Origin of the sequence: Salmonella sp. 5800, from assembly GCF_046558195.1 — a bacterium.
In the GTDB taxonomy this organism is placed as follows: domain Bacteria; phylum Pseudomonadota; class Gammaproteobacteria; order Enterobacterales; family Enterobacteriaceae; genus Salmonella; species Salmonella enterica.
In genome coordinates, this window is sequence record NZ_JBGDOX010000006.1 from 213,443 (window position 1) to 236,167 (window position 22,725).

General features: G+C 51.9%; 15 protein-coding genes, 2 pseudogenes and 2 CRISPR repeat arrays. Of the genes and pseudogenes, 5 read left to right on the forward strand and 12 right to left on the reverse strand.

Features of this window, described 5'->3' with window-relative positions; genetic code table 11:
* Positions 1-9 precede the first annotated feature (9 nt).
* Positions 10-918, reverse strand: a complete 909-nt coding sequence (cysD, locus tag ACLJZ5_RS13585; protein WP_000372384.1) for a sulfate adenylyltransferase subunit CysD — start codon at positions 916-918, stop codon at positions 10-12.
* Between the two features lie 250 nt (positions 919-1,168).
* Here cysD and ACLJZ5_RS13590 point away from each other — a divergent pair, with 250 nt between their 5' ends.
* The 3 genes from ACLJZ5_RS13590 (at position 1,169) to sopD (ending at position 5,491) form a co-directional block, all read left to right on the forward strand.
* Positions 1,169-2,215: an aminopeptidase gene (locus ACLJZ5_RS13590; protein WP_000490481.1), complete on the forward strand. Its 1,047-nt coding sequence runs from the start codon at positions 1,169-1,171 to the stop codon at positions 2,213-2,215.
* A gap of 14 nt (positions 2,216-2,229) precedes the next feature.
* Positions 2,230-3,539: a CRISPR direct-repeat array (repeat unit 29 nt; unit sequence CGGTTTATCCCCGCTGGCGCGGGGAACAC).
* 34 nt (positions 3,540-3,573) lie between these two features.
* Positions 3,574-4,155 carry a hypothetical protein gene (locus tag ACLJZ5_RS13595; protein WP_024798185.1) on the forward strand — a complete coding sequence of 194 codons (582 nt, stop codon included), beginning with the start codon at positions 3,574-3,576 and terminating at the stop codon, positions 4,153-4,155.
* A 382-nt stretch (positions 4,156-4,537) separates the two neighbouring features.
* Positions 4,538-5,491, forward strand: coding sequence for an SPI-1 type III secretion system effector SopD (sopD, locus tag ACLJZ5_RS13600; protein ID WP_024798186.1), 954 nt, complete (start codon positions 4,538-4,540; stop codon positions 5,489-5,491).
* Between the two features lie 87 nt (positions 5,492-5,578).
* On the opposite strand, the gene cysH is transcribed toward sopD, so the two are convergent.
* The 3 genes from cysH to cysJ form a co-directional block, all read right to left on the reverse strand.
* Positions 5,579-6,313, reverse strand: a complete 735-nt coding sequence (gene cysH / locus ACLJZ5_RS13605; RefSeq protein ID WP_023242193.1) for a phosphoadenosine phosphosulfate reductase — start codon at positions 6,311-6,313, stop codon at positions 5,579-5,581.
* A gap of 75 nt (positions 6,314-6,388) precedes the next feature.
* On the reverse strand, positions 6,389-8,101 hold the full coding sequence (cysI, locus tag ACLJZ5_RS13610; RefSeq protein ID WP_024798187.1) for an assimilatory sulfite reductase (NADPH) hemoprotein subunit: 1,713 nt from the start codon (positions 8,099-8,101) through the stop codon (positions 6,389-6,391).
* On the reverse strand, positions 8,101-9,900 hold the full coding sequence (cysJ, locus tag ACLJZ5_RS13615) for an NADPH-dependent assimilatory sulfite reductase flavoprotein subunit (protein ID WP_024798188.1): 1,800 nt from the start codon (positions 9,898-9,900) through the stop codon (positions 8,101-8,103). The genes cysI and cysJ overlap by 1 nt, the downstream gene beginning before the upstream one ends.
* A 423-nt stretch (positions 9,901-10,323) precedes the next feature.
* Between cysJ and queD the strand changes: the two genes are divergently transcribed.
* On the forward strand, positions 10,324-10,686 hold the full coding sequence (gene queD, locus ACLJZ5_RS13620) for a 6-carboxytetrahydropterin synthase QueD (protein ID WP_000108312.1): 363 nt from the start codon (positions 10,324-10,326) through the stop codon (positions 10,684-10,686).
* Between the two features lie 89 nt (positions 10,687-10,775).
* Here the strand turns inward: queD and ACLJZ5_RS13625 are convergent, their stop codons facing one another.
* The 5 genes from ACLJZ5_RS13625 to mazG all read right to left on the reverse strand — a co-directional run bounded on the left by ACLJZ5_RS13625 (position 10,776) and on the right by mazG (position 18,984).
* A complete protein-coding gene (locus ACLJZ5_RS13625) occupies positions 10,776-11,573 on the reverse strand; it encodes an MBL fold metallo-hydrolase (protein WP_024798189.1) in 798 nt (265 codons plus the stop codon).
* A gap of 97 nt (positions 11,574-11,670) precedes the next feature.
* Positions 11,671-13,834: a CRISPR direct-repeat array (repeat unit 29 nt; unit sequence CGGTTTATCCCCGCTGGCGCGGGGAACAC).
* A 296-nt stretch (positions 13,835-14,130) separates the two neighbouring features.
* Positions 14,131-14,802, reverse strand: a complete 672-nt coding sequence (queE, locus tag ACLJZ5_RS13630; protein ID WP_024798190.1) for a 7-carboxy-7-deazaguanine synthase QueE — start codon at positions 14,800-14,802, stop codon at positions 14,131-14,133.
* 135 nt (positions 14,803-14,937) lie between these two features.
* Positions 14,938-16,236, reverse strand: coding sequence for a phosphopyruvate hydratase (gene eno / locus ACLJZ5_RS13635; protein ID WP_000036734.1), 1,299 nt, complete (start codon positions 16,234-16,236; stop codon positions 14,938-14,940).
* A gap of 82 nt (positions 16,237-16,318) precedes the next feature.
* A complete protein-coding gene (pyrG, locus tag ACLJZ5_RS13640) occupies positions 16,319-17,956 on the reverse strand; it encodes a glutamine hydrolyzing CTP synthase (RefSeq protein WP_000210864.1) in 1,638 nt (545 codons plus the stop codon).
* A gap of 227 nt (positions 17,957-18,183) precedes the next feature.
* Positions 18,184-18,984 (reverse strand): nucleoside triphosphate pyrophosphohydrolase, encoded by an 801-nt coding sequence (mazG, locus tag ACLJZ5_RS13645; protein ID WP_024798191.1) that lies wholly within the window; start codon positions 18,982-18,984, stop codon positions 18,184-18,186.
* A 605-nt stretch (positions 18,985-19,589) separates the two neighbouring features.
* On the opposite strand from mazG, the pseudogene ACLJZ5_RS13650 reads away from it, so the two are divergent.
* Positions 19,590-19,733 (forward strand): annotated as a pseudogene (locus ACLJZ5_RS13650) (fimbrial protein SteA); the annotation flags it as partial.
* 18 nt (positions 19,734-19,751) lie between these two features.
* Here the strand turns inward: ACLJZ5_RS13650 and ACLJZ5_RS13655 are convergent.
* The 3 genes and pseudogenes from ACLJZ5_RS13655 to relA form a co-directional block, all read right to left on the reverse strand.
* Positions 19,752-20,049 (reverse strand): annotated as a pseudogene (locus ACLJZ5_RS13655) (type II toxin-antitoxin system RelE/ParE family toxin).
* Positions 20,015-20,371 (reverse strand): type II toxin-antitoxin system ParD family antitoxin, encoded by a 357-nt coding sequence (locus ACLJZ5_RS13660; RefSeq protein WP_072196359.1) that lies wholly within the window; start codon positions 20,369-20,371, stop codon positions 20,015-20,017. The pseudogene ACLJZ5_RS13655 and the gene ACLJZ5_RS13660 overlap by 35 nt, the downstream one beginning before the upstream one ends.
* Positions 20,372-20,455: 84 nt before the next feature.
* Positions 20,456-22,690 carry a GTP diphosphokinase gene (gene relA, locus ACLJZ5_RS13665; protein ID WP_000226841.1) on the reverse strand — a complete coding sequence of 745 codons (2,235 nt, stop codon included), beginning with the start codon at positions 22,688-22,690 and terminating at the stop codon, positions 20,456-20,458.
* Between the last annotated feature and the right edge of the window lie 35 nt (positions 22,691-22,725).

The window sequence follows — 22,725 nt, forward strand, 5'->3', positions numbered from 1 at the left end:
GGCGGCTCCTTAGAAATACCCCTGACGTTTTTTAAGCTCCATCGACCCCGCCTGATCGCGGTCAATCATCCTCCCCTGGCGCTCGCTGGTGGTAGAAACCAGCATCTCTTCGATAATTTCCGGCAGCGTTTGCGCGTGGGATTCCACCGCCCCGGTGAGCGGCCAACAGCCAAGTGTACGGAAGCGCACCATCCTTTTTTTGATGACTTCGCCAGGCTGGAGATCGATACGATCGTCATCCACCATCATCAACATGCCGTCACGTTCCAGAACCGGGCGTTCAGCAGCCAAATACAGCGGCACGATGTCGATGTTTTCCAGCCAGATGTATTGCCAGATATCCTGCTCTGTCCAGTTGGAGAGCGGGAAGACGCGTATACTTTCGCCTTTATTAATCTGACCGTTATAGTTACGCCACAACTCTGGACGCTGATTTTTCGGGTCCCAGCGATGGAAACGGTCACGAAAGGAGTAAATACGTTCTTTCGCGCGGGATTTTTCCTCATCGCGCCGTGCGCCGCCGAACGCGGCATCAAAACCGTACTTATTCAGCGCCTGCTTTAACCCTTCGGTTTTCATAATGTCGGTGTGTTTAGCGCTACCGTGAACGAACGGATTGATGCCCATCGCCACGCCTTCCGGATTTTTATGTACCAGCAACTCGCAGCCATATGCGTTGGCGGTACGATCGCGAAAGGCGTACATCTCACGGAATTTCCAACCGGTATCAACGTGCAATAGCGGGAACGGCAACGTACCCGGATAAAACGCCTTACGCGCCAGATGCAGCATGACGCTGGAGTCTTTACCAATGGAGTACAGCATGACCGGATTAGCGAATTCCGCTGCCACTTCACGGATAATGTGGATACTTTCCGCCTCCAGTTGCCGCAGGTGGGTGAGTCGTTTTTGATCCATAACCGTTCCTTTGCAATACCGTTTTTTGCTAAACATTTCGATTACACGACTATAGGGAGCGCAGGAGAGTGAATGAAATGACGAATTGGAATGAGTAGTTCCTCAAAGGAATAACGCGGCCCAAAAACCAATATCAAAAAATGCTTAACGTACCGGATTGCCAGCATTTAGGAGCAAATGAAATTGTATTAACACGATCGCGGTTTCATACTAGCCACGTAAAATTTTGTTCTGTATTTAAGGACTCATTATGTTTTCCGCAACGCGCCGCTTTGCCGTCATTCTGGCGCTCGGCGTAGGCTTTATCCTTCCTGCACAAGCAGCATCACCAGGGCCTGGTGAAATAGCGAATACTCAGGCACGACATATCGCCACCTTTTTTCCCGGGAGAATGACTGGCTCCCCCGCCGAGATGTTGTCTGCCGATTATTTACGCCAACAATTTACCCAGATGGGATACCAAAGCGATATTCGAACGTTTAATAGCCGATTTATTTATACCACGAAGGATAATCGCAAAAACTGGCATAACGTGACGGGCAGTACGGTCATCGCCGCCCATGAAGGGCGCGTGCCGCAACAGATCATCATTATGGCGCATCTGGATACGTACGCTCCGCAGAGCGACGCTGATGTCGATGCCAATCTGGGCGGTTTAACGTTACAGGGAATGGATGATAATGCCGCGGGATTAGGCGTTATGCTGGAACTGGCGGCGCGTCTGAAAGATATACCGACCCATTACGGGATTCGTTTTATCGCCACCAGCGGGGAAGAAGAGGGAAAGCTAGGCGCGGAAAATTTACTCAAACGAATGAGTGACGCTGAGAAGAAAAATACGCTGCTGGTCATTAATCTCGATAACCTGATTGTTGGCGACAAGCTCTATTTTAATAGCGGGAAAAATACGCCGGAAGCGGTGCGTACACTGACCCGCGATCGGGCATTAGCGATTGCGCGCCGTTATGGTATCGCCGCCAACACCAATCCGGGACGCAATCCATCCTACCCCAAAGGAACGGGTTGCTGTAATGATGCGGAGGTTTTCGATAAAGCGGGAATATCGGTGCTTTCTGTTGAGGCGACGAACTGGAATCTGGGTAAAAAAGACGGATACCAGCAACGCGTGAAAAATGCATCCTTCCCGAACGGCAATAGCTGGCACGACGTACGGCTTGATAATCAACAGCATATTGACAAGGCGCTGCCAGGGCGGATTGAGCGCCGTAGCCGCGATGTAGTGCGGATAATGCTGCCGTTGGTAAAAGAGCTGGCGAAGGCGGAAAAAACGTCCTGATATGCTGGTGAAACGTGTTTATCCCCGCTGGCGCGGGGAACACAACGGATAATTGCCCACGATCCGACCGTCTAACGGTTTATCCCCGCTGGCGCGGGGAACACCGTAGGTTTCCGGTTAATCCCGGATATGTTCCCGGTTTATCCCCGCTGGCGCGGGGAACACGCTGTTAATGGTGAAACTCATCGCATCATCATCGGTTTATCCCCGCTGGCGCGGGGAACACCACTGTGCACAAACGACGCGCCAAAACCAAGACGGTTTATCCCCGCTGGCGCGGGGAACACGGTGGGACGTTGACAATTAAGATGACGAACACCGGTTTATCCCCGCTGGCGCGGGGAACACACAGGCAAGATGAACCACACCCAGCGACCATACGGTTTATCCCCGCTGGCGCGGGGAACACACAGCCTATCGTATTCAGGAATTTAAGAGTGACGGTTTATCCCCGCTGGCGCGGGGAACACAGCCGCTGATAAAGTTAAATCCATATACGGGCCGGTTTATCCCCGCTGGCGCGGGGAACACGACAGAATTACGGCTGCGTTTGTTCAGCAGTTTGGTTTATCCCCGCTGGCGCGGGGAACACCAAGCAGTCAGTTGGAGGCTACGTTAAAAGACCGGTTTATCCCCGCTGGCGCGGGGAACACGGGGATGTCCGGGAATGTTACGACATAGCCGCCGGTTTATCCCCGCTGGCGCGGGGAACACTAGCTGCTGTCGTCATCGGGTTCAACTGATAACGGTTTATCCCCGCTGGCGCGGGGAACACTAAATATATTCGCCGTAGACCTCCGCGTGCCCCGGTTTATCCCCGCTGGCGCGGGGAACACGTTATCGCCCCTTATGGGGCGACCTCCGTTAATGGTTTATCCCCGCTGGCGCGGGGAACACGAAATACTCTTCTGATTCTCTGGAAACCGGCCCGGTTTATCCCCGCTGGCGCGGGGAACACCTACTATGCGTCACGTATTTAAGCCGGCAGCGCGGTTTATCCCCGCTAGCGCGGGGAACACCCAACGTTATTGCTGGCCTGAACCAGTTAGCACGGTTTATCCCCGCTAGCGCGGGGAACACAAAATTGATGTCAGACAGGCATTCCACCCGACCGGTTTATCCCCGCTGGCGCGGGGAACACTTTTCCATCCATGAATCAAGGCAGGCGGACACCGGTTTATCCCCGCTGGCGCGGGGAACACCGCTGCGACCGGGCGTTTTGCTGCGCTTCCCGCGGTTTATCCCCGCTGGCGCGGGGAACACGGATTTTCACCGGGATCACCCCACTATTTAAACGGTTTATCCCCGCTGGCGCGGGGAACACCCCTCACTGGCAGGAGCAGGCAGAAGAGGGCTGGTTGGGGCAAGAGCTAAAAGGTACCGGCTTTGTTTACGCCGATCATGCCTGCCTGTGGCGTACACAGGCGCTGCTGCGTCAACATGGTGAGATCCGTATGCCGGATAATGCCAGAGCACTCGTTGACGGCGTATACGAGCAGAAAATTGCTGCGCCAGCAGGCTTGCAGACGATCTCTGACGTTGCCTTTGGCAAAGTCCTTAGCCAACGTTCAGTGGCTGCGCAAAATTTATTACGTTACGATCTCGGTTACGATCGAGAAGCCAGCGACTTTTTATGGGATAAAGATAGAGAATTTTCTACCCGTCTGGGTGAAGAGAGTGTTGATGTTTATCTCGCGAGAAAAGACATTGATGGACAGCTACGCCCTTTAGTTGATGAAATAGATTTCTGCTGGGAAAAAAGTCGCTTATCCGTCCGAAAATCATGGTGGCAAAAAAATTCTGGTACATTCCAATGTCCAGATGAGGAAACATTAGCCTGTTTCAGAAAACGCCACCATCGCCCTTCCGGACAGGTTGTGCTGGTATCTGATGCAGGAGAAGCTAGCTATTACAGTAAACGTTTTGGATTGGTTGGATAACGGGTATTATTCTAACTCCGTTGTATAGAGAAGTGATTACATTAGATTCACCAAAATCTTTGTAGCTTCTCTATCTACATCCATTTCCATGAATACCCTTAATTAATTAAATTTAACTACTTCATTTCATCATACTTTATCTCTCAGCATCAACACCATTCATGATAAACCAAAATTTAAAAAAAGGACCATTTGCGGCGAATCATCTACCTTTTGTCTGAATTATCGTCACCACAAAGGATTACCAACCATAAATGTGCTGTATTAATAATGTCGTTCAAATTCTCTCCTGTAGTAAACTTTATCTGTTTAATAAAAAGAGAGAATTGAACGATATATTTTACTCCGGATATTAAATAATATAAATTTGAAGGAAAATATTATGCCAGTCACTTTAAGCTTCGGTAATCATCAAAATTATACGCTTAACGAAAGTCGGCTTGCTCATCTGTTAAGCGCAGATAAAGAAAAAGCAATCCATATGGGGGGCTGGGATAAAGTCCAGGATCATTTTAGAGCGGAAAAAAAGGACTATGCGCTGGAAGTGTTACACTCCATCATTCACGGACAGGGCCGTGGTGAACCTGGAGAGATGGAAGTTAACGTAGAGGATATAAATAAAATTTACGCCTTTAAACGGCTACAACATCTGGCCTGCCCGGCTCATCAGGATCTGTTTACTATCAAGATGGACGCCTCTCAGACACAATTTTTACTTATGGTCGGCGACACGGTGATCAGCCAAAGCAATATTAAGGACATCCTCAATATATCAGATGATACAGTGATAGAATCTATGAGTAGAGAGGAGAGACAATTATTTTTACAAATATGCGAGGTGATTGGTTCGAAGATGACCTGGCACCCGGAATTACTTCAGGAGTCGATTTCAACTCTACGAAAAGAAGTGACGGGCAATGCACAAATCAAAACGGCGGTTTATGAGATGATGCGTCCCGCAGAGGCTCCAGACCACCCGCTTGTCGAATGGCAGGACTCACTTACTGCAGATGAAAAATCGATGCTGGCCTGTATTAATGCCGGTAACTTTGAGCCTACGACTCAGTTTTGCAAAATAGGTTATCAGGAGGTACAAGGTGAAGTCGCTTTTAGCATGATGCATCCGTGCATCTCCTATTTACTACATAGCTATTCACCGTTTGCAGAGTTTAAACCAACAAATTCCGGTTTTTTAAAAAAACTTAATCAGGATTATAACGACTATCATGCAAAAAAAATGTTTATTGATGTAATTCTTGAAAAGCTATATCTAACCCATGAACGTTCTTTGCACATTGGTAAAGATGGGTGCAGTCGTAATATATTACTGACATAAAGATAGTCAGTAATATAACCAATTTAAAATCCGGCTGCCTGCCGGATTTTTCATAACAGCAAGTATAATCATACCGCGTAAGGACAATCACCCTTCATGCAGCCCGCACTCGCGCTTCAGCCCGAAGAAGCGTGTCTCTTCTTCCGCCATACCCGGCTCCCATTTGCGGGTGGTGTGCGTATCGCCCACCGACAGATAGCCCTGATCCCACAGCGGATGGTATTTCAGACCGTGCTTTTGCAGATACTGGTAAACCGTGCGGTTATCCCAGTCGATAATCGGTAGCACTTTAAACACGCCGCGCTGGATAGCGAGAACGGGTAAATACGCGCGGCTACCGGACTGCTCACGACGCAGACCGGCAAACCACGTCTGCGCTTTCAGCTCTTTTAGCGCCCGGTTCATCGGCTCGACTTTGTTGATGTCATTGTATTTCTCAATACCTTCTACGCCCTGCTCCCACAGTTTGCCGTAGCGCGCCTCCTGCCAGGCCGGACTTTCGCCCGCGCGGTAAACTTTCAGGTTGAGTTTGAGTTTGTCCGTTAGCTCATCAATAAACTGATAGGTTTCCGGGAACAAATAGCCGGTATCGGTGAGGATCACCGGGATATCCGGGCGAATCTGATTCACCAGGTGCAGGCTCACCGCCGCCTGGATGCCAAAGCTTGAAGAAAGCACGTATTCGCCGGGCAGATTTTCCAGCGCCCAAGCCACGCGTTCTTCGGCAGTCAGCGTTTCCAGTTGGGCGTTGGTTTCCGCCAACGCCAGTACGCGATCGACTTTTGGCAGTTCATTCAATGCGTTGAGATCGAGTTGGGACATAAGTTCCTCACTGTTTGCCTTGCCCGATGGCGCTGCGCTTATCAGGCCTACACAGACGCCATCCGGCAATTCAGGTTATTCCCAGAAATCACGCGCTGGATCGAGCACCGGGCGAATGATGCCCGCACGCACCGTAAAGTCGCCGAAGCCTTCACCCGCTTCACGCTCTTTCGCCCAGCGCCCAATCAGTTCATCCAGCGAAGCCAGAATATCCGGCTCGGTGATATTTTCTTGATACATCCGTGGGATACGTGTCCCAATACGGTTGCCGCCAAGATGCAGGTTATAACGACCAGGCGCTTTCCCTACTAAGCCAATTTCCGCCAGCATCGCGCGGCCACAGCCGTTCGGGCAGCCGGTCACGCGCATCACAATATGCTCGTCCGGGATACCGTGTTTTTCCAGAATCGCTTCCACTTTGTCCGTGAACGACGGCAGGAAACGCTCGGCTTCCGCCATCGCCAGCGGACAGGTCGGGAACGACACGCAGGCCATTGAGTTTTCACGCAGCGCGCTCACCGCATTCATCAACCCGTGGTCGCGCGCCAGCGTCTCGATCTTCGCTTTCTGGCTTTCCGGCACGCTGGCAATAATCAGGTTCTGGTTAGCGGTAATACGGAACTCGCCCTGATGAATCTTCGCGATCTCCAGCAGGCCGGTTTTCAGCGGGCGCCCCGGATAATCCAGGATACGACCGTTTTCGATAAACAGCGTCAGGTGCCAGTTGTTGTCGATCCCTTTCACCCAACCGATGCGATCGCCGCGACCGGTAAACTCATACGGGCGGATCGGCTCGAATTTGATCCCCGCGCGACGCTCCACTTCTTCTTTGAACGTGTCGACACCGACGCGCTCAAGCGTGTATTTGGTTTTCGCATTTTTACGATCGGTACGGTTCCCCCAGTCACGCTGGGTCGTCACCACCGCTTCCGCCACCGCCAGCGTATGCTCCAGCGGTAGATAGCCAAACTCGCTCGCGGTACGGGCATACGTTTTCTTATTACCATGCTCAATAGACAGACCGCCGCCCACCAGCAGGTTAAAGCCGACCAGCTTGCCGTTCTCGGCAATCGCCACAAAGTTCATGTCGTTGGCGTGCAGATCGATATCATTTTGCGGCGGGATCACCACCGTGGTTTTAAATTTACGCGGCAGATAGGTTGCGCCGAGGATCGGTTCTTCGTCAGTGGTCGCGACCTTCTCCTGATCGAGCCAGATCTCCGCATACGCACGGGTGCGCGGCAGCAGATGTTCGGAGATCTTCTTCGCCCACTCGTAGGCTTCCGCGTGCAACTGCGATTCGTACGGGTTGGAGGTGCACAGCACGTTACGGTTCATGTCGTTAGCGGTTGCCAGCGCATCCAGCCCCACCGAGTGCAGCATCTGGTGCACCGGCTTAACGTTCTTCTTCAGAATGCCGTGGAACTGGAAGGTCTGACGGTTGGTCAGACGGATACTGCCATAAATCGTGTTATCCGCCGCGAATTTATCGATCGCCTGCCATTGCGTCGTAGTAATCACCCCGCCCGGCAGACGGCAGCGCAGCAGCATGGCGTGGCGCGGCTCCAGCTTCTGCGCCGCACGCTCGGCGCGAATATCGCGGTCATCCTGCTGATACATGCCATGAAAGCGTATTAGCAGGAAGTTGTCGCCTTTAAAACCGCCGGTGAGACCGTCGTTCAGATCTTCCGCAATGGTACCGCGCAGGTAGTTGCTTTCCAGCTTCATGCGCTCGGCATCGGACAGTTTACCTTCGACCACCAGTGGGCCTGGATGTTTTTCGCTCATTAGTAGACATCTCGCTGATAACGGCGCTCTACGCGCAGCTCACTTAAATATTCATCTGCCGATTCGAGGTCCATACCACCGAATTCAGCGATCACTTCCAGCAATGCTTTTTCGACATCTGCGGCCATGCGTCTGGCGTCGCCACAGACATAAATATGCGCGCCATCATTGATCCAGCGCCACAGCTCGGCGCCCTGTTCACGCAGCTTGTCTTGTACGTAAATTTTTTCTTTTTGATCGCGTGACCAGGCGAGATCGATACGGCTTAACAGTCCCTCTTTCACGTAGCGCTGCCACTCCACCTGATAGAGGAAATCTTCGGTAAAGTGCGGGTTGCCGAAGAACAGCCAGTTCTTGCCTTCCGCCCCTTCCGCCGCACGCTGTTGCATAAAGGCGCGGAACGGCGCGATGCCGGTGCCAGGGCCAATCATAATGACCGGCGTCTGCGGGTTAGCTGGCAGGCGGAAGTTATCGTTATGCTCAATAAAGACGCGAACTTCGCCCTCTTCTTCCACGCGGTCGGCGAGGAAGCTGGAAGCGCCACCGGCGCGGGCACGGCCTTCAATGTCATAACGAACCACACCAACGGTGACGTGGACTTCGTTTTCAGTTTCCGCCTGCGAAGAGGCGATAGAGTAGAGGCGCGGCGTTAGCGGGCGCAGCAGGTCGATTAGCGCCTGAGCATCCAGCTGCGCCGGAGAGAAACGCACCATATCAACAATGGGCGTGGTCGCGGCGTAATGCTGGAGCTGCGCTTTGTCGCCCACTAATGGCAACAGCGACTCACTGCGCGTCAGGGTCGCGTAGTTCTCAACAATGTTGGCGGTATTCACCGTCAGCTCGAAGTGCCACTCCAGCGCTTCGGCAAGCGGCAGGGTTTTATCGTCAACCGTCACCGGCTCATCGCCCTTCAGCCACAGCAACTCAACCAGCTCCTTCACCAGAGCCGGATCGTTCTGATACCAGACGCCCAGCGCATCGCCCGGCTGGTAACGCAGGCCGGAGTCGCCGAGGTCAATTTCAATATGACGAACGTCTTTTTCCGAGTTGCGACCGGTGATTTTCTGATTCACGGAGAGGGTCGCGGTCAGCGGCGCGTCTTTGGTATAGGGGCTGGTGTGGATGTCGTTTACCACGCCAGTAGCGACGGATTGCGAAGGTGCCGCGACAGGTGCGCGGGACTTCAGAACATCAACCACGCGGGCGCGCCATTCGCTGGCAGCTGCCTGATATTCAACGTCAGCATCGACACGGTCGAGCAGACGTTCACCGCCCAGTTCCGCCAGTTTGCTGTCGAAATCTTTTCCGGACTGGCAGAAAAACTCATAAGAGGTGTCGCCGAGGCTAAACACGGCAAAAGCGGTGTTTTCCAGTTTCGGCGCTTTTTTCGAGAACAGGAACTTATGCAGCGCGACGGCCTCTTCCGGCGGCTCGCCTTCTCCCTGGGTGGACGTCACTATCACCAACAGTTTTTCACTGGCAATCTGTTTGAATTTGTAGTCGCCGGCGTTCACCAGTGTCACATTAAGGTTGGCCGCCAGCAGATCATCACGCAGCGCTTCCGCCACACGACGCGCATTGCCGGTTTGCGAAGCGGAGATAAGCGTAACCCCCGGCATCTTCCCCTCAGGAGCAGGCGTGACGGCAACAGCGCCTGAGCGCGGGTTCAGTACGCCCCAAAAATAGCCGGAGACCCAGGCAAGCTGTTCGGGAGTAAGGTCGGTTGTCGCGGCCTGAAGGCGCGCCAGTTGCTCCGGATTAAGCGGAAGCAACCCAGTCAGTGGAGCCGGTGTCGTCATGCGTCGTTATGTTCCAGTAAGCAAAGCGGATCTATACACAAAATCATTCAAGTTCGCCGTAAGCTGAGCGCGCCCCAGGAGCGTACATAAATACGTGACTGGGGTGAGTAAACGCAGTCAACACAGATGCGGCTTGAAGGATGAAGTGTATAAGCGATAAATCCCAAACTGAGGATAAGGTTAACGGTGAGAGGAATAACAATTAAAGAAGGGTTGGAAATAACAAATAACCAAATGAACTAACCTGTTTTAGTTATCGTTATTAACGCCAAAATCGATTTTATAATTGATTGATAATTATTAATTTTTCTGGAAATTCTTAAATTAATTGCCCGTCACAAGGCGGAGAATGGTTTTAGTTAATGATAAAAAATGCGCTTTCCGGTACCCTACGGCGGTTTTTTTATTGCCTGAGAGTTCATCATGTCCACCACGTTGTATAAAGATTTCACCTTTGAAGCCGCTCACCGCCTGCCTCACGTGCCTGAAGGGCATAAGTGCGGCCGCCTGCACGGACACTCGTTTATGGTGCGTCTCGAAATTACCGGTGAAGTCGATCCACATACCGGTTGGATTATGGATTTCGCGGATCTCAAAGCGGCGTTTAAACCTACTTACGATCGTCTTGATCACTACTATCTGAATGATATTCCAGGGCTGTCCAATCCCACCAGCGAAGTGCTGGCAAAATGGATTTGGGATCAGGTTAAGCCCGTCGTGCCGCTACTGAGCGCCGTGATGGTGAAAGAAACCTGTACAGCCGGCTGCATCTATCGCGGCGAATAAGGTTTATTAACGCGTGGGCTGGATGCCAAATTGATTCCAGCCTATTCACACGACGTTTTATCAGTGAAAACATTGTCCAGCGCGTGGTGTTAAAAGCGCAGCACATCACCGGTTGCAGGTGCGGTTATTTCCGGTAGCCACAACCGCCCCCAGGCCCCTGTACAGTGACAACCGCATAGTTTTTCAGGTTTTTGTTCTTGCAGAAAGCGCCTGACTCGCCACATCGTGAACGGTGATGCGCAGCGGAGATGAAATCCGCCGACAAGCGCGTAAATCCGCTTTATACCGGTAATGTTCTGACAGTGCCGGACAATATTTGCGATCCCCCGATGCCCGCATCCCGTAATGATGACTAATCCTTTTGCCGATTGGTAAATCAGTACGCCCTCATCCAAAATAGAGTCCGGCTCCGCATCGTGGCCGCCAAAAATGCCGTAGGCTTCAGGCGCGACCACCGGTATTTCCCCTGACCAGATAAAGTTTTCGCCAATCGGCAGGGGGTCACGCGTGTACATCATTCGATAGCGTGAATAGTCCACCTCACGCGACAATTTTTTTATTTTGCGGGTAATACCGAGAAAAGTCATTGCCGCATAACGTTCGCGCGCAATATCGGGATGGCAGATGATTCGACTGTTATCAGGAAGCCACGGCACGCCGCCGTAATGATCGTAATGACCATGCGAAAGCACCACAGCAGACACATCGGACAGGTCGATCCCCATCGCCGACGCGTTTTGCATAAAACTGCCATCAGGGCCGGTATCGAACAAGATCGACGTAGACTCATCCTCGACCAACAGGCTTAATCCTGGCCGGGCCTTCAACGATTTATCCGCTCCAGCTCCCTTATGATTTTCGAGCAATACCCTGATCCTTAACGCCATGGCCTTCTCCTGTATAAAAGCCTCCCCGGGAAAACGCGGCCTTTTTACTTTACAGGTTTGTAGCAGCCATTACTGGTACACAGATTATGATTATGCAACGGCTATCCCCGCTGGCGCGGGGAACACTCGTAGTCTTCCGGGTAGGCGTTTTCATCCGGCGGTTTATCCCCGCTAGCGCGGGGAACACTCTTTATCAGCTAACCATTTCCAGAACTCGTCCGGTTTATCCCCGCTGACGCGGGGAACACAGTGCCGATGCGCGGTATCTGGGGAATTTCGCCGGTTTATCCCCGCTGGCGCGGGGAACACCACATTTCTTTTAGACTGATATATCTCGACGTCGGTTTATCCCCGCTGGCGCGGGGAACACGATGCGAAGCCCTTGAAGCGGCTCAATTTCACCGGTTTATCCCCGCTGGCGCGGGGAACACTTTTCATGATTCAGCGCCTCTTTGCGGTCTTGCGGTTTATCCCCGCTGGCGCGGGGAACACTTACGACTTTTTCAGCCGTTAGCTTCCCTTCGCGGTTTATCCCCGCTGGCGCGGGGAACACCCATTTCCCGCGCCCATTGAAAAGACGATTCCCGGTTTATCCCCGCTGGCGCGGGGAACACTTATATGGACCTGAAAAGGAAGGTCCATCCGGCGGTTTATCCCCGCTGGCGCGGGGAACACTTCGCTGACTATCAGGGCGCGGAGATTGCCGGCGGTTTATCCCCGCTGGCGCGGGGAACACGCGATTCGCGCTGGATCATCTCGTTCGCGCCGCGGTTTATCCCCGCTGGCGCGGGGAACACGCTGGATTAAAGCCAGCGACCGCGACATTTCGCGGTTTATCCCCGCTGGCGCGGGGAACACTAACTGCATTTGTGTCTTAGCCATGCTCACTCCGGTTTATCCCCGCTGGCGCGGGGAACACAACAATTAAAGGCGCGTCGTATATTGAGAGCGCGGTTTATCCCCGCTGGCGCGGGGAACACATTGAGCGTCGAGCACTCGCCAGGCGACAGATCGGTTTATCCCCGCTGGCGCGGGGAACACCTAAACCTCAAAAAATAAGACCATTGCCAGAACGGTTTATCCCCGCTGGCGCGGGGAACACTACTTGGCTTGCACCAGCATAAGCCGCATTCCCGGTTTATCCCCGCTGGCGCGGGGAACACGGTTTTGCGGGAATGCCCGGGTGCTTATTCCCCGGTTTATCCCCGCTGGCGCGGGGAACACCTAAACATCGCGTATGCCTCCGCGCGCATGCCCGGTTTATCCCCGCTGGCGCGGGGAACACCGGTACAGGTGACATAACGATTAACGGCGAGACGGTTTATCCCCGCTGGCGCGGGGAACACACTCACCCCATTACCCTACCCGAGGCATTTTGCGGTTTATCCCCGCTGGCGCGGGGAACACTTCATTGGTCATGTCTCCGTTATTTAAACAAACGGTTTATCCCCGCTGGCGCGGGGAACACGAGCGCGGCACGGGTGCCAGCCGCGCTAATAGCGGTTTATCCCCGCTGGCGCGGGGAACACGACCGCTTACAGCGGTCGGGCTACGCTGAACCCGGTTTATCCCCGCTGGCGCGGGGAACACATAACCCCATTAGAGAGCACATCTCTTTTAAGCGGTTTATCCCCGCTGGCGCGGGGAACACTTCCGCAGCCTGTTCCAGAATTCGCCTGCGGTCGGTTTATCCCCGCTGGCGCGGGGAACACCGCCGGTAAGGACAACGCAATCACATTGATAGCGGTTTATCCCCGCTGGCGCGGGGAACACCAAGTGACGTTAAGCAAGTGGTTGCGCCGGAGCGGTTTATCCCCGCTGGCGCGGGGAACACTTGTAAATGCGGTTTGTTACGTCGTCTTCTACGGGTTTATCCCCGCTGGCGCGGGGAACACAAACGAATTGCATCATTTTTGTACACGTCGATCGGTTTATCCCCGCTGGCGCGGGGAACACTCCAAAAGGCACACCGTGGTAATAAAAAATCACGGTTTATCCCCGCTGGCGCGGGGAACACATAACCGCCGCGTCGCCGAGCGCGATCTGTTCCGGTTTATCCCCGCTGGCGCGGGGAACACGCCGCCGCAGTTAAGGAGTGTTACATCAATGCCGGTTTATCCCCGCTGGCGCGGGGAACACATATGAAATGAGCTAATGAACTACCAATTACGCGGTTTATCCCCGCTGGCGCGGGGAACACCTGATTTACCCGCCAGTACGGGGACCGATCGCCGGTTTATCCCCGCTGGCGCGGGGAACACACTAAACGTATGTCATTGTTTATAAACCACTTTTTATCAGAACCACATTCTACCAACATAATCGCAACAATTTAAATTATTAAAGAACAGCTAATTTGCTGATTTTGATGCAAAAAAGTTCATAGAATGATTTTTTCTTTAAATTTACCAAAATAGCGTGATCCGTGCATCGCTATGGAAAAATTTATCAGCGCTTTTATACACTCATCGAAATTCGCATAGAGAAAATAAACAATGCAAGGTAATGGATGAGTCACAGACGGCATCGGCAGGCCGTCTGTAAGATTAGTAATGCATCAGGCGATATTTAAATATTTATGCGTTTGCATAGACAGCCGCCAGTTACGTGCAATACAAGTTTCAATACACAGACGCGTCGCGTCTTCTTTCTGGCTAATGGGCTGCAAAGCAATCACGCGCGGTTTATCATCGCTCAACGTGGCTAACAGTTCATCCAGCGCCTCAATATCACGAACTCGCCCAACGGGATGCTTGATTTCATTGGCGCGCTCCAGCGCCTGGGAAAGCACGTCATATCCTCCGCGCATATTCACTTTTGGTGAAACCGTTACCCAGGTGTTAGGCGTACAGCGCACTTCGTGCGTCCCGCTGGTTTCAATCTGACAACTAAAACCACTCTTTTCAAGCAGAGCGGTGAGCGGCATGAGGTCGTGAATGCAGGGTTCGCCACCGGTGATGACAACGTGACGCGCGGTATAGTCCTGACGATTAATCACCGCCAGCAGATCTTCACTGCTCGCAGCACCCCATTTGTCGCTCTCTTTGGTTTTTGCCAGAATGCTGAACAGAGACACTTCCCGATCGCTCAGTTTATCCCAGGTATGCTTAGTATCACACCAGGCACAGCCGACCGGACATCCCTGTAAACGAATAAAAATAGCGGGGACGCCGGTAAAATAACCCTCGCCTTGTAGGGTCTGGAACATCTCGTTAATCGGGTACTGCATAGCGTTCTCTGTTAAGGGGATAATCGTTAATTATTGCAGATTTCGTCTGCCCGGTCATGCACAGCGGCTGCGCTATTGAACAGATACAAAAAAACCCGCCGAAGCGGGTTTATACGTTAAGAGGTAAAAGCAGGATTACGCCTGGCCTTTGATCTCTTTACGACCGTTGTACGGTGCTTTTTCGCCCAGAGCTTCTTCGATACGAATCAGCTGGTTGTATTTAGCAACGCGGTCAGAACGGCTCATAGAACCGGTTTTGATCTGGCCTGCAGCGGTACCAACAGCCAGGTCAGCAATGGTAGCGTCTTCAGTTTCACCAGAACGGTGAGAGATGACAGCAGTGTAGCCAGCGTCTTTCGCCATCTTGATTGCAGCCAGAGTTTCGGTCAGAGAACCGATCTGGTTGAATTTGATCAGGATGGAGTTAGCGATGCCTTTCTCGATGCCTTCTTTCAGGATTTTGGTGTTGGTTACGAACAGGTCGTCACCAACCAGCTGGATTTTGTCGCCCAGTACTTTGGTCTGGTATGCAAAACCGTCCCAGTCAGACTCGTCCAGACCATCTTCGATGGAAACGATCGGGTACTGTTTGGTCAGTTCTTCCAGGAAGTGGGTAAATTCTTCGGAGGTGAACGCTTTGTTGCCTTCGCCAGCCAGAACGTATTTACCGTCTTTGTAGAATTCAGATGCTGCGCAGTCCATCGCCAGGGTGATGTCTTTACCCAGCTCGTAACCAGCCGCTTTAACCGCTTCAGCGATAACAGCCAGTGCTTCCGCGTTGGAGCCCAGGTTCGGCGCATAGCCGCCTTCGTCACCCACAGCGGTGTTCATGCCTTTGCCTTTCAGCACTTTTGCCAGGTGATGGAAAACTTCAGAACCCATACGGATGGCTTCTTTAACCGTTTTCGCGCCAACCGGCTGGATCATGAATTCCTGGATGTCGACGTTGTTGTCAGCGTGCTCGCCGCCGTTGATGATGTTCATCATCGGAACCGGCATGGAGTATTTGCCCGGAGTGCCGTTCAGTTCAGCAATGTGCTCGTACAGCGGCATACCTTTAGCGGCAGCAGCAGCTTTGGCGTTAGCCAGAGAGACAGCCAGAATGGCGTTTGCACCGAAGTTAGATTTGTTTTCAGTACCGTCCAGGTCGATCATGATTTTGTCGATGCCAGCCTGGTCTTTAGCGTCTTTGCCAAGAATAGCCTGAGCGATCGGGCCGTTAACCGCGCCAACAGCTTTGGTTACGCCTTTACCCAGGAAACGGGATTTGTCGCCATCGCGCAGCTCCAGCGCTTCGCGGGAACCAGTAGAAGCACCTGACGGAGCCGCCGCCATACCTACGAAACCACCTTCCAGGTGTACTTCAGCTTCAACAGTCGGGTTACCACGGGAGTCGATGATTTCACGACCGATGACTTTAACGATTTTGGACATTAGGTTTTCCTCAAGTCACTAGTTAAACTAAAACTTCAGACAAACGGTGCACCGCTTAGGGTGCACCGCTGTTCTAACTTTTTTACTTCGCCTGACGTTTCTGATGCTCGCTGGCGGCTTTAACAAAGCCGGCGAACAACGGATGTCCATCACGCGGCGTGGAAGTAAATTCCGGATGGAACTGACAGGCCACGAACCACGGATGATTCGGTACCTCAATGATCTCGACTAACTGATCATCACCGGAACGGCCTGCGACACGCAGACCCGCTGCTTCAATTTGTTTCAACAACATATTGTTGACTTCGTAACGATGGCGATGACGTTCAACAATCGTCGACGCGCCGTACAACTGACGTACCAGACTGTCATCGCTAAGCTGGCACTGCTGCGCGCCCAGGCGCATGGTGCCACCCAAATCGCTCTTCTCGCTACGGACTTCAACGTTACCGTCTTCATCGCGCCACTCGGTAATTAACGCCACAACCGGGTACTTACAGTCTGGCACAAATTCCGTTGAGTTGGCGTTGTCCATGCCGGCCACGTTACGAGCGAACTCAATCAACGCAACCTGCATCCCCAAGCAAATGCCCAGATAAGGAATATTGTTTTCACGCGCATAGCGCGCAGTGGCGATTTTACCTTCAACGCCACGATAGCCGAAGCCGCCGGGGATCAGGATAGCGTCCAAATCTTTCAGAATTTCGACGCCGCGCGTTTCAACATCTTGCGAATCGATCAATTTGATGTTGACGGTAACGCGGTTTTTCAGACCACCGTGTTTCAGCGCTTCGATCACCGACTTATAGGCATCCGGCAGTTCAATATATTTGCCAACCATGCCGATAGTCACTTCGCCTGCCGGGTTCGCTTCTTCGTAAATGACCTGTTCCCATTCAGACAGGTTAGCTTCCGGACAGTTCAAGCTGAATCGTTTACAAATATAATCATCAAGCCCCTGAGATTTCAACAGGCCTGGAATTTTATAAATGGAATCGACATCTTTCATTGAAATAACGGCTTTTTCCGGCACATTACAGAACAATGCAATTTTTGCACGCTCGTTGGCAGGAACCGCGCGATCGGAACGACAAATCAGAATATCGGGCTGAATACCGATAGACAGCAGCTCTTTCACGGAGTGCTGAGTCGGTTTAGTTTTCACTTCGCCCGCAGCCGCCAGGTAAGGTACCAGCGTCAGGTGCATAAACAGCGCGTGTTCACGACCGATATCTACCGCCAATTGACGAATCGCCTCAAGAAACGGCAGCGATTCGATATCACCGACGGTACCGCCGATTTCCACCAGTACCACATCGTGGCCTTCGCCGCCTTCCAGTACGCGCTCTTTAATCGCGTTAGTGATGTGAGGGATTACCTGTACGGTTGCGCCCAGATAGTCGCCACGGCGTTCTTTACGCAGAACGTCGGAGTAGATACGGCCAGTCGTGAAGTTGTTGCGGCGAGACATCTTGGTGCGGATGAAACGCTCGTAGTGCCCCAGGTCCAGGTCGGTTTCAGCGCCGTCTTCAGTAACGAACACTTCCCCGTGTTGGATTGGGCTCATAGTACCCGGATCGACGTTGATGTACGGATCCAGTTTCATGATGGTCACGTTGAGACCACGGGCTTCCAGAATGGCTGCGAGGGAGGCTGCGGCAATGCCTTTACCCAGAGAGGATACGACCCCGCCGGTCACAAAAATATAGTTCGTTGTCATGCGGAACCTGAGAAGTTAGGTTTAAAAGACGATGGAATAACCAGGACGGGAAAGCAGTATACCCGAACATGACCTACGCCACAAACTTTCATTATTCCTCCTCTTCGTCAGGCTGACATTCACACAGGGAGGGAGAAAATAGCCCCTTTGAGGTAAATGTTTTTGACGTAAATCAAGCGCTTGTTATTTAAAAAATCACACAAATCGCTCTTGACCGCCTAAAACCTTTAGAGATCAATTTCCTGGCGTTTTACTTCCTGCCAAACTTCTTCCATTGTTTCCAGGTCCACCCCGGTCATTTCCAGGCCTCTGGCTGCGACAATACGTTCAACTTCGCGAAAACGACGTTCAAATTTATCGTTCGCTTTTTGCAAAGCGAGCTCCGCTTTCGTACCTAAATGACGCGCCATGTTGACCGTGGCAAAGAGCAAATCGCCCATTTCCTCTTCCAGTTTAGCCTGATCAACAACCGCCTGCCGCGCCTCGAACATCACCTCATCGATCTCTTCATAGACCTTATCGACGACCGGTCCCAGCGTCGTCCAGTCAAAGCCCACGTTTGAGCACCGTTTCTGGATTTTTTGCGCGCGCATTAAGGCCGGTAAACTGCGCGGAATATCGTCCAGCGCGGAATGCTGCGCTTTTTGCGCGCGCTCTTCCGTTTTGATTTGCTCCCAGCGAGCTAAGACTTCTTCGCTATTATCCGCGGAAAGCTCGCCAAAAACATGCGGATGGCGGCGCTCCAGCTTGTCGCTGATGGCAGCGCAGATATCATTAAAATCGAAGCGACCTTCTTCCTGCGCCATCTGCGCGTAAAACACCACCTGGAACAACAGGTCGCCCAGTTCGCCGCGCAAATCGTCAAAATCCTCACGCGCAATAGCATCCAGTACTTCATAGGTTTCTTCCAGCGTATAAGGCGCGATGCTGGCGAAGGTCTGCTCTTTATCCCACGGGCAGCCGTTTTCCGGGTCACGCAGGCGCTGCATGAGGGTGAGAAGACGGTCAATTTGATAGTTAGTTGTCATGGTTTTTAATCGGTTGTAAATACTAGCGACAATTGTAACGTATTATTCTTAACCATTCACGCACAGAGACACTACGGCAACGCCTATATAATAAAATATATTGTTAACAGGTGTTGAACGCTACCTCTCCCGTATAATTTTAAAATTATTAATCGATACACAACAATATAATAATCATATAAATAAATTATTAAAAAACAGATATTTGCACCAGGCATTATAAATAACATCAATTAAGCAAAAAAAATTATGCAAACGCTATAAGTACCCCACCCAAAGAGCCTTCCCTTTCAAAAAAATAAATTATTTCACTTTTACGGAAAAACGAGTAGCATGCACGCCAGTTTAATATCCAAAAAAGACCACTTTTTTTTGTTTTTTCTGGAACATACATGAAATAAGCATATTGAAAGTATTACATATAATATTTTATGAGCCTGTACGATCATTCAGCCCTTAAGAATATACTCATAAAAATGTAGAAATATAATATTTTATTATGGCCTATTTTTTACCCAAAGCCCGCAGCATGGCTCTATGCCGCATATCCCTTGGTATACGCGTACAAAATGCTGCCATAAAATACGTTAATTAAGGATAACACGATGAAGTCATCTCATTTTTGTAAACTGGCAGTAACCGCATCTTTAGTTATAGGAATTGTCTCCGGCGCTCAAGCCGCGGGTAGCAACACAGCAAAGGTCGCTTTCCTTGGTAATATTGTTGATTCCCCCTGCTCTATCACACTTGTTTTTTAGATAAAAAGGCTATAACCAATTTACATGCTTACCAGCATCCTGATTCTGGCTCAGAATACGTATCACGATAACTTCCGTAACTGATTGTATAAAATAGATAATATGCCTTTCAAACGGTAAGGCATAAATGTATTCACCCAGTTCAGGTCGAGGCGTGCCAAATGTTATTGGCACTCATAATGCTGAATATTTCTGATAGATGATTAATATATCGATCGGCCTGTATTTCGCCAAAATGCTGCCAGCCGTAATGCCAGATATTTTCCAGATCTTCACTGGCCTTTGGCGTTAATTTTACCGTTCTCATCGGGTTTGATCATCCCTGTTTTGACCTTCCGTAAAAAGGCATCCTTTTCCCAGGCCTGGGGCTCTCCGCTGTTCAGACCTTCAGCCAGAAGTTCACGTAACGCCAAGAGTCGTGACTCGGCCTGTTTTTCCCTCAGCAGACGAAGAGACTCTCTGATCACTTCACTTTGTGTTCTGTAATCACCTGATTCTATGAGCGATTCAATAAACTCGCGCAGTTCATCGCCAAGATCAACGGTCATTGTTCTGGCCATAACAGCCTCCACTGTAAGTATAAATCTTACATAAGAGTACACCGGAAATGAAATGTACGTCAAAAACATACCCCATGTCTCATGCTTATGGGGTTGGCTAATGCGGCTTTGCTGAACGAGTAGCAAAGCCGCTACATTATTACTGTCTGGGGTTTACCCCCCGTGCAAACGACGGGCATCAATCACATCCGGCACCTGGTTCAGCTTACCGAGCACGCGGCCCAGCACCTGCAGGTTGTAGATCTCGATGGTCATATCAATGGTGGCGATCTGCTGCTTAATGTCGCTGCGGCTGGCGACGCCCAGCACGTTGACTTTTTCGTTAGCCAGAATGGTGGTGATATCACGCAATAAACCGCTGCGATCGTTGGCCTGGACGCGCACCACCAGCGAATATCCCGCCGAGTAGCTTTCGCCCCATACCGCCTCTACGATCCGCTCCGGCGCATGTGAGCGCAGTTCCGCCAACTGTTCGCAATCGGCCCGGTGCACGGAAATCCCCCGCCCCTGAGTAATGAAGCCGACAATTTCATCCCCCGGAATCGGCTGGCAGCAGCGGGCAATGTGGTGCATCAAATTACCCACGCCTTCTACCACCACGCGCCCGTCGTCTTTACGACGATTTTGCGGCGCGTATGTTTTTTGCTGAAGCTGTTTCAGCGCCGCTGCATCCTGCTCCTCTGCACTCGGCTTATTGAACTGCGATTGCAGGAAATTCACCATCTGATTAAGACGGATATCACCGCCGCCTATCGCCGCCAGCAACTCTTCCAGCTCATTAAAGTTGTAGCGCGGCAGCAGATGTTTCTCGGCCTCTTTCAGGCTTATCCCCAAATGCGCCAGCTCATCGTCGAGGATCTGCCGTCCAGCCAGGATATTTTTGTCACGGTCCTGTTTACGGAACCAGGCGTGAATTTTCGAGCGTCCGCGGCTGGTCGTCACATAGCCCAGGTTTGGATTCAGCCAGTCGCGGCTGGGATTCGGCTGCTTCTGAGTGATAATTTCAACCTGATCGCCCATCTGTAACTGGTAGGTAAACGGTACGATGCGCCCACCAATTTTCGCGCCGATGCAGCGGTGCCCGACATCGCTGTGGATGTGGTAAGCAAAATCGAGCGGCGTAGATCCGGCAGGCAAGTCAACCACGTCGCCTTTTGGCGTAAAAACGTAGACCCGATCGTCAAACACCTGGCTGCGCACTTCATCCAGCATTTCGCCGGAGTCGGCCATCTCTTCCTGCCAGGCGATCAGCTTACGCAGCCACGCAATTCTGTCTTCATGGCCGGAACGCACGCCGCCGGACGCGGCGCCTTCTTTATACTTCCAGTGCGCCGCCACTCCCAGTTCGGCGTCTTCATGCATCTGTTTGGTACGAATCTGGATCTCAACGGTTTTACCGCCCGGCCCCAGGACCACGGTGTGGATAGACTGGTAACCGTTCGGTTTCGGGTTAGCGACATAATCATCGAATTCATCCGGCAGGTGACGATAATGCGTATGCACTATCCCCAACGCGGCGTAGCAGTCTTGCAGACGTTCAGCGACAATACGCACGGCGCGCACGTCAAAGAGTTCATCAAACGCCAGATGCTTTTTCTGCATTTTGCGCCAGATGCTATAAATATGTTTTGGTCGTCCGTAGACTTCCGCCTGCACGCCCTCGTTTTTCATTTCGGCGCGCAGATGTCCAACAAACTCTTCGATGTAATGTTCGCGATCGAGACGGCGCTCATGCAGCAGTTTGGCGATGCGTTTGTATTCCGCCGGATGCAGGTAGCGGAAACAGTAGTCTTCCAGTTCCCACTTCAGTTGCCCGATGCCCAGACGATTAGCGAGCGGCGCATAGATGTTGGTACATTCTTTCGCCGCCAGCACGCGCTCATCTTCCGGCGCCTCTTTCACTTCGCGCAAATGAGCGATTCGCTCGGCCAGTTTGATGACCACGCAGCGGAAATCATCCACCATCGCCAATAACATTCGACGGACGTTATCAACCTGCTCCGAAGAAACAGAGTCGTTATGAGTGGCGTTTAGCTGACGGATCGCCGCCATATCGCGCACGCCATGAATCAGGGTCACGATAGATTTGCCGACGCTTTCGCGCAGTACATCTTCGCTGACTACGTTGGCGTCGGCCAGAGGGAACAGTAGCGCCGCCCGCAGCGTGTCGATATCCATACTCAGCGTGGAAAGAATTTCTACCATCTCCACGCCACGCCACAGCAACAGATCCGCATCCGGATGTCCTTGTGTCTGTTGCAGGCAATACGCCCAGGTTTCGGCTAAGCGCTCACACGACTGCTGGCTGGAAATTCCCAGGCTTGCGATCCACTTCTTCGGATCAAATTCACCAGCTTTATTAATATGTGCACTTCTTACCGCGACCATCGTCCTCTCCTTAAGGGACCAGGCCTACCGAAGTC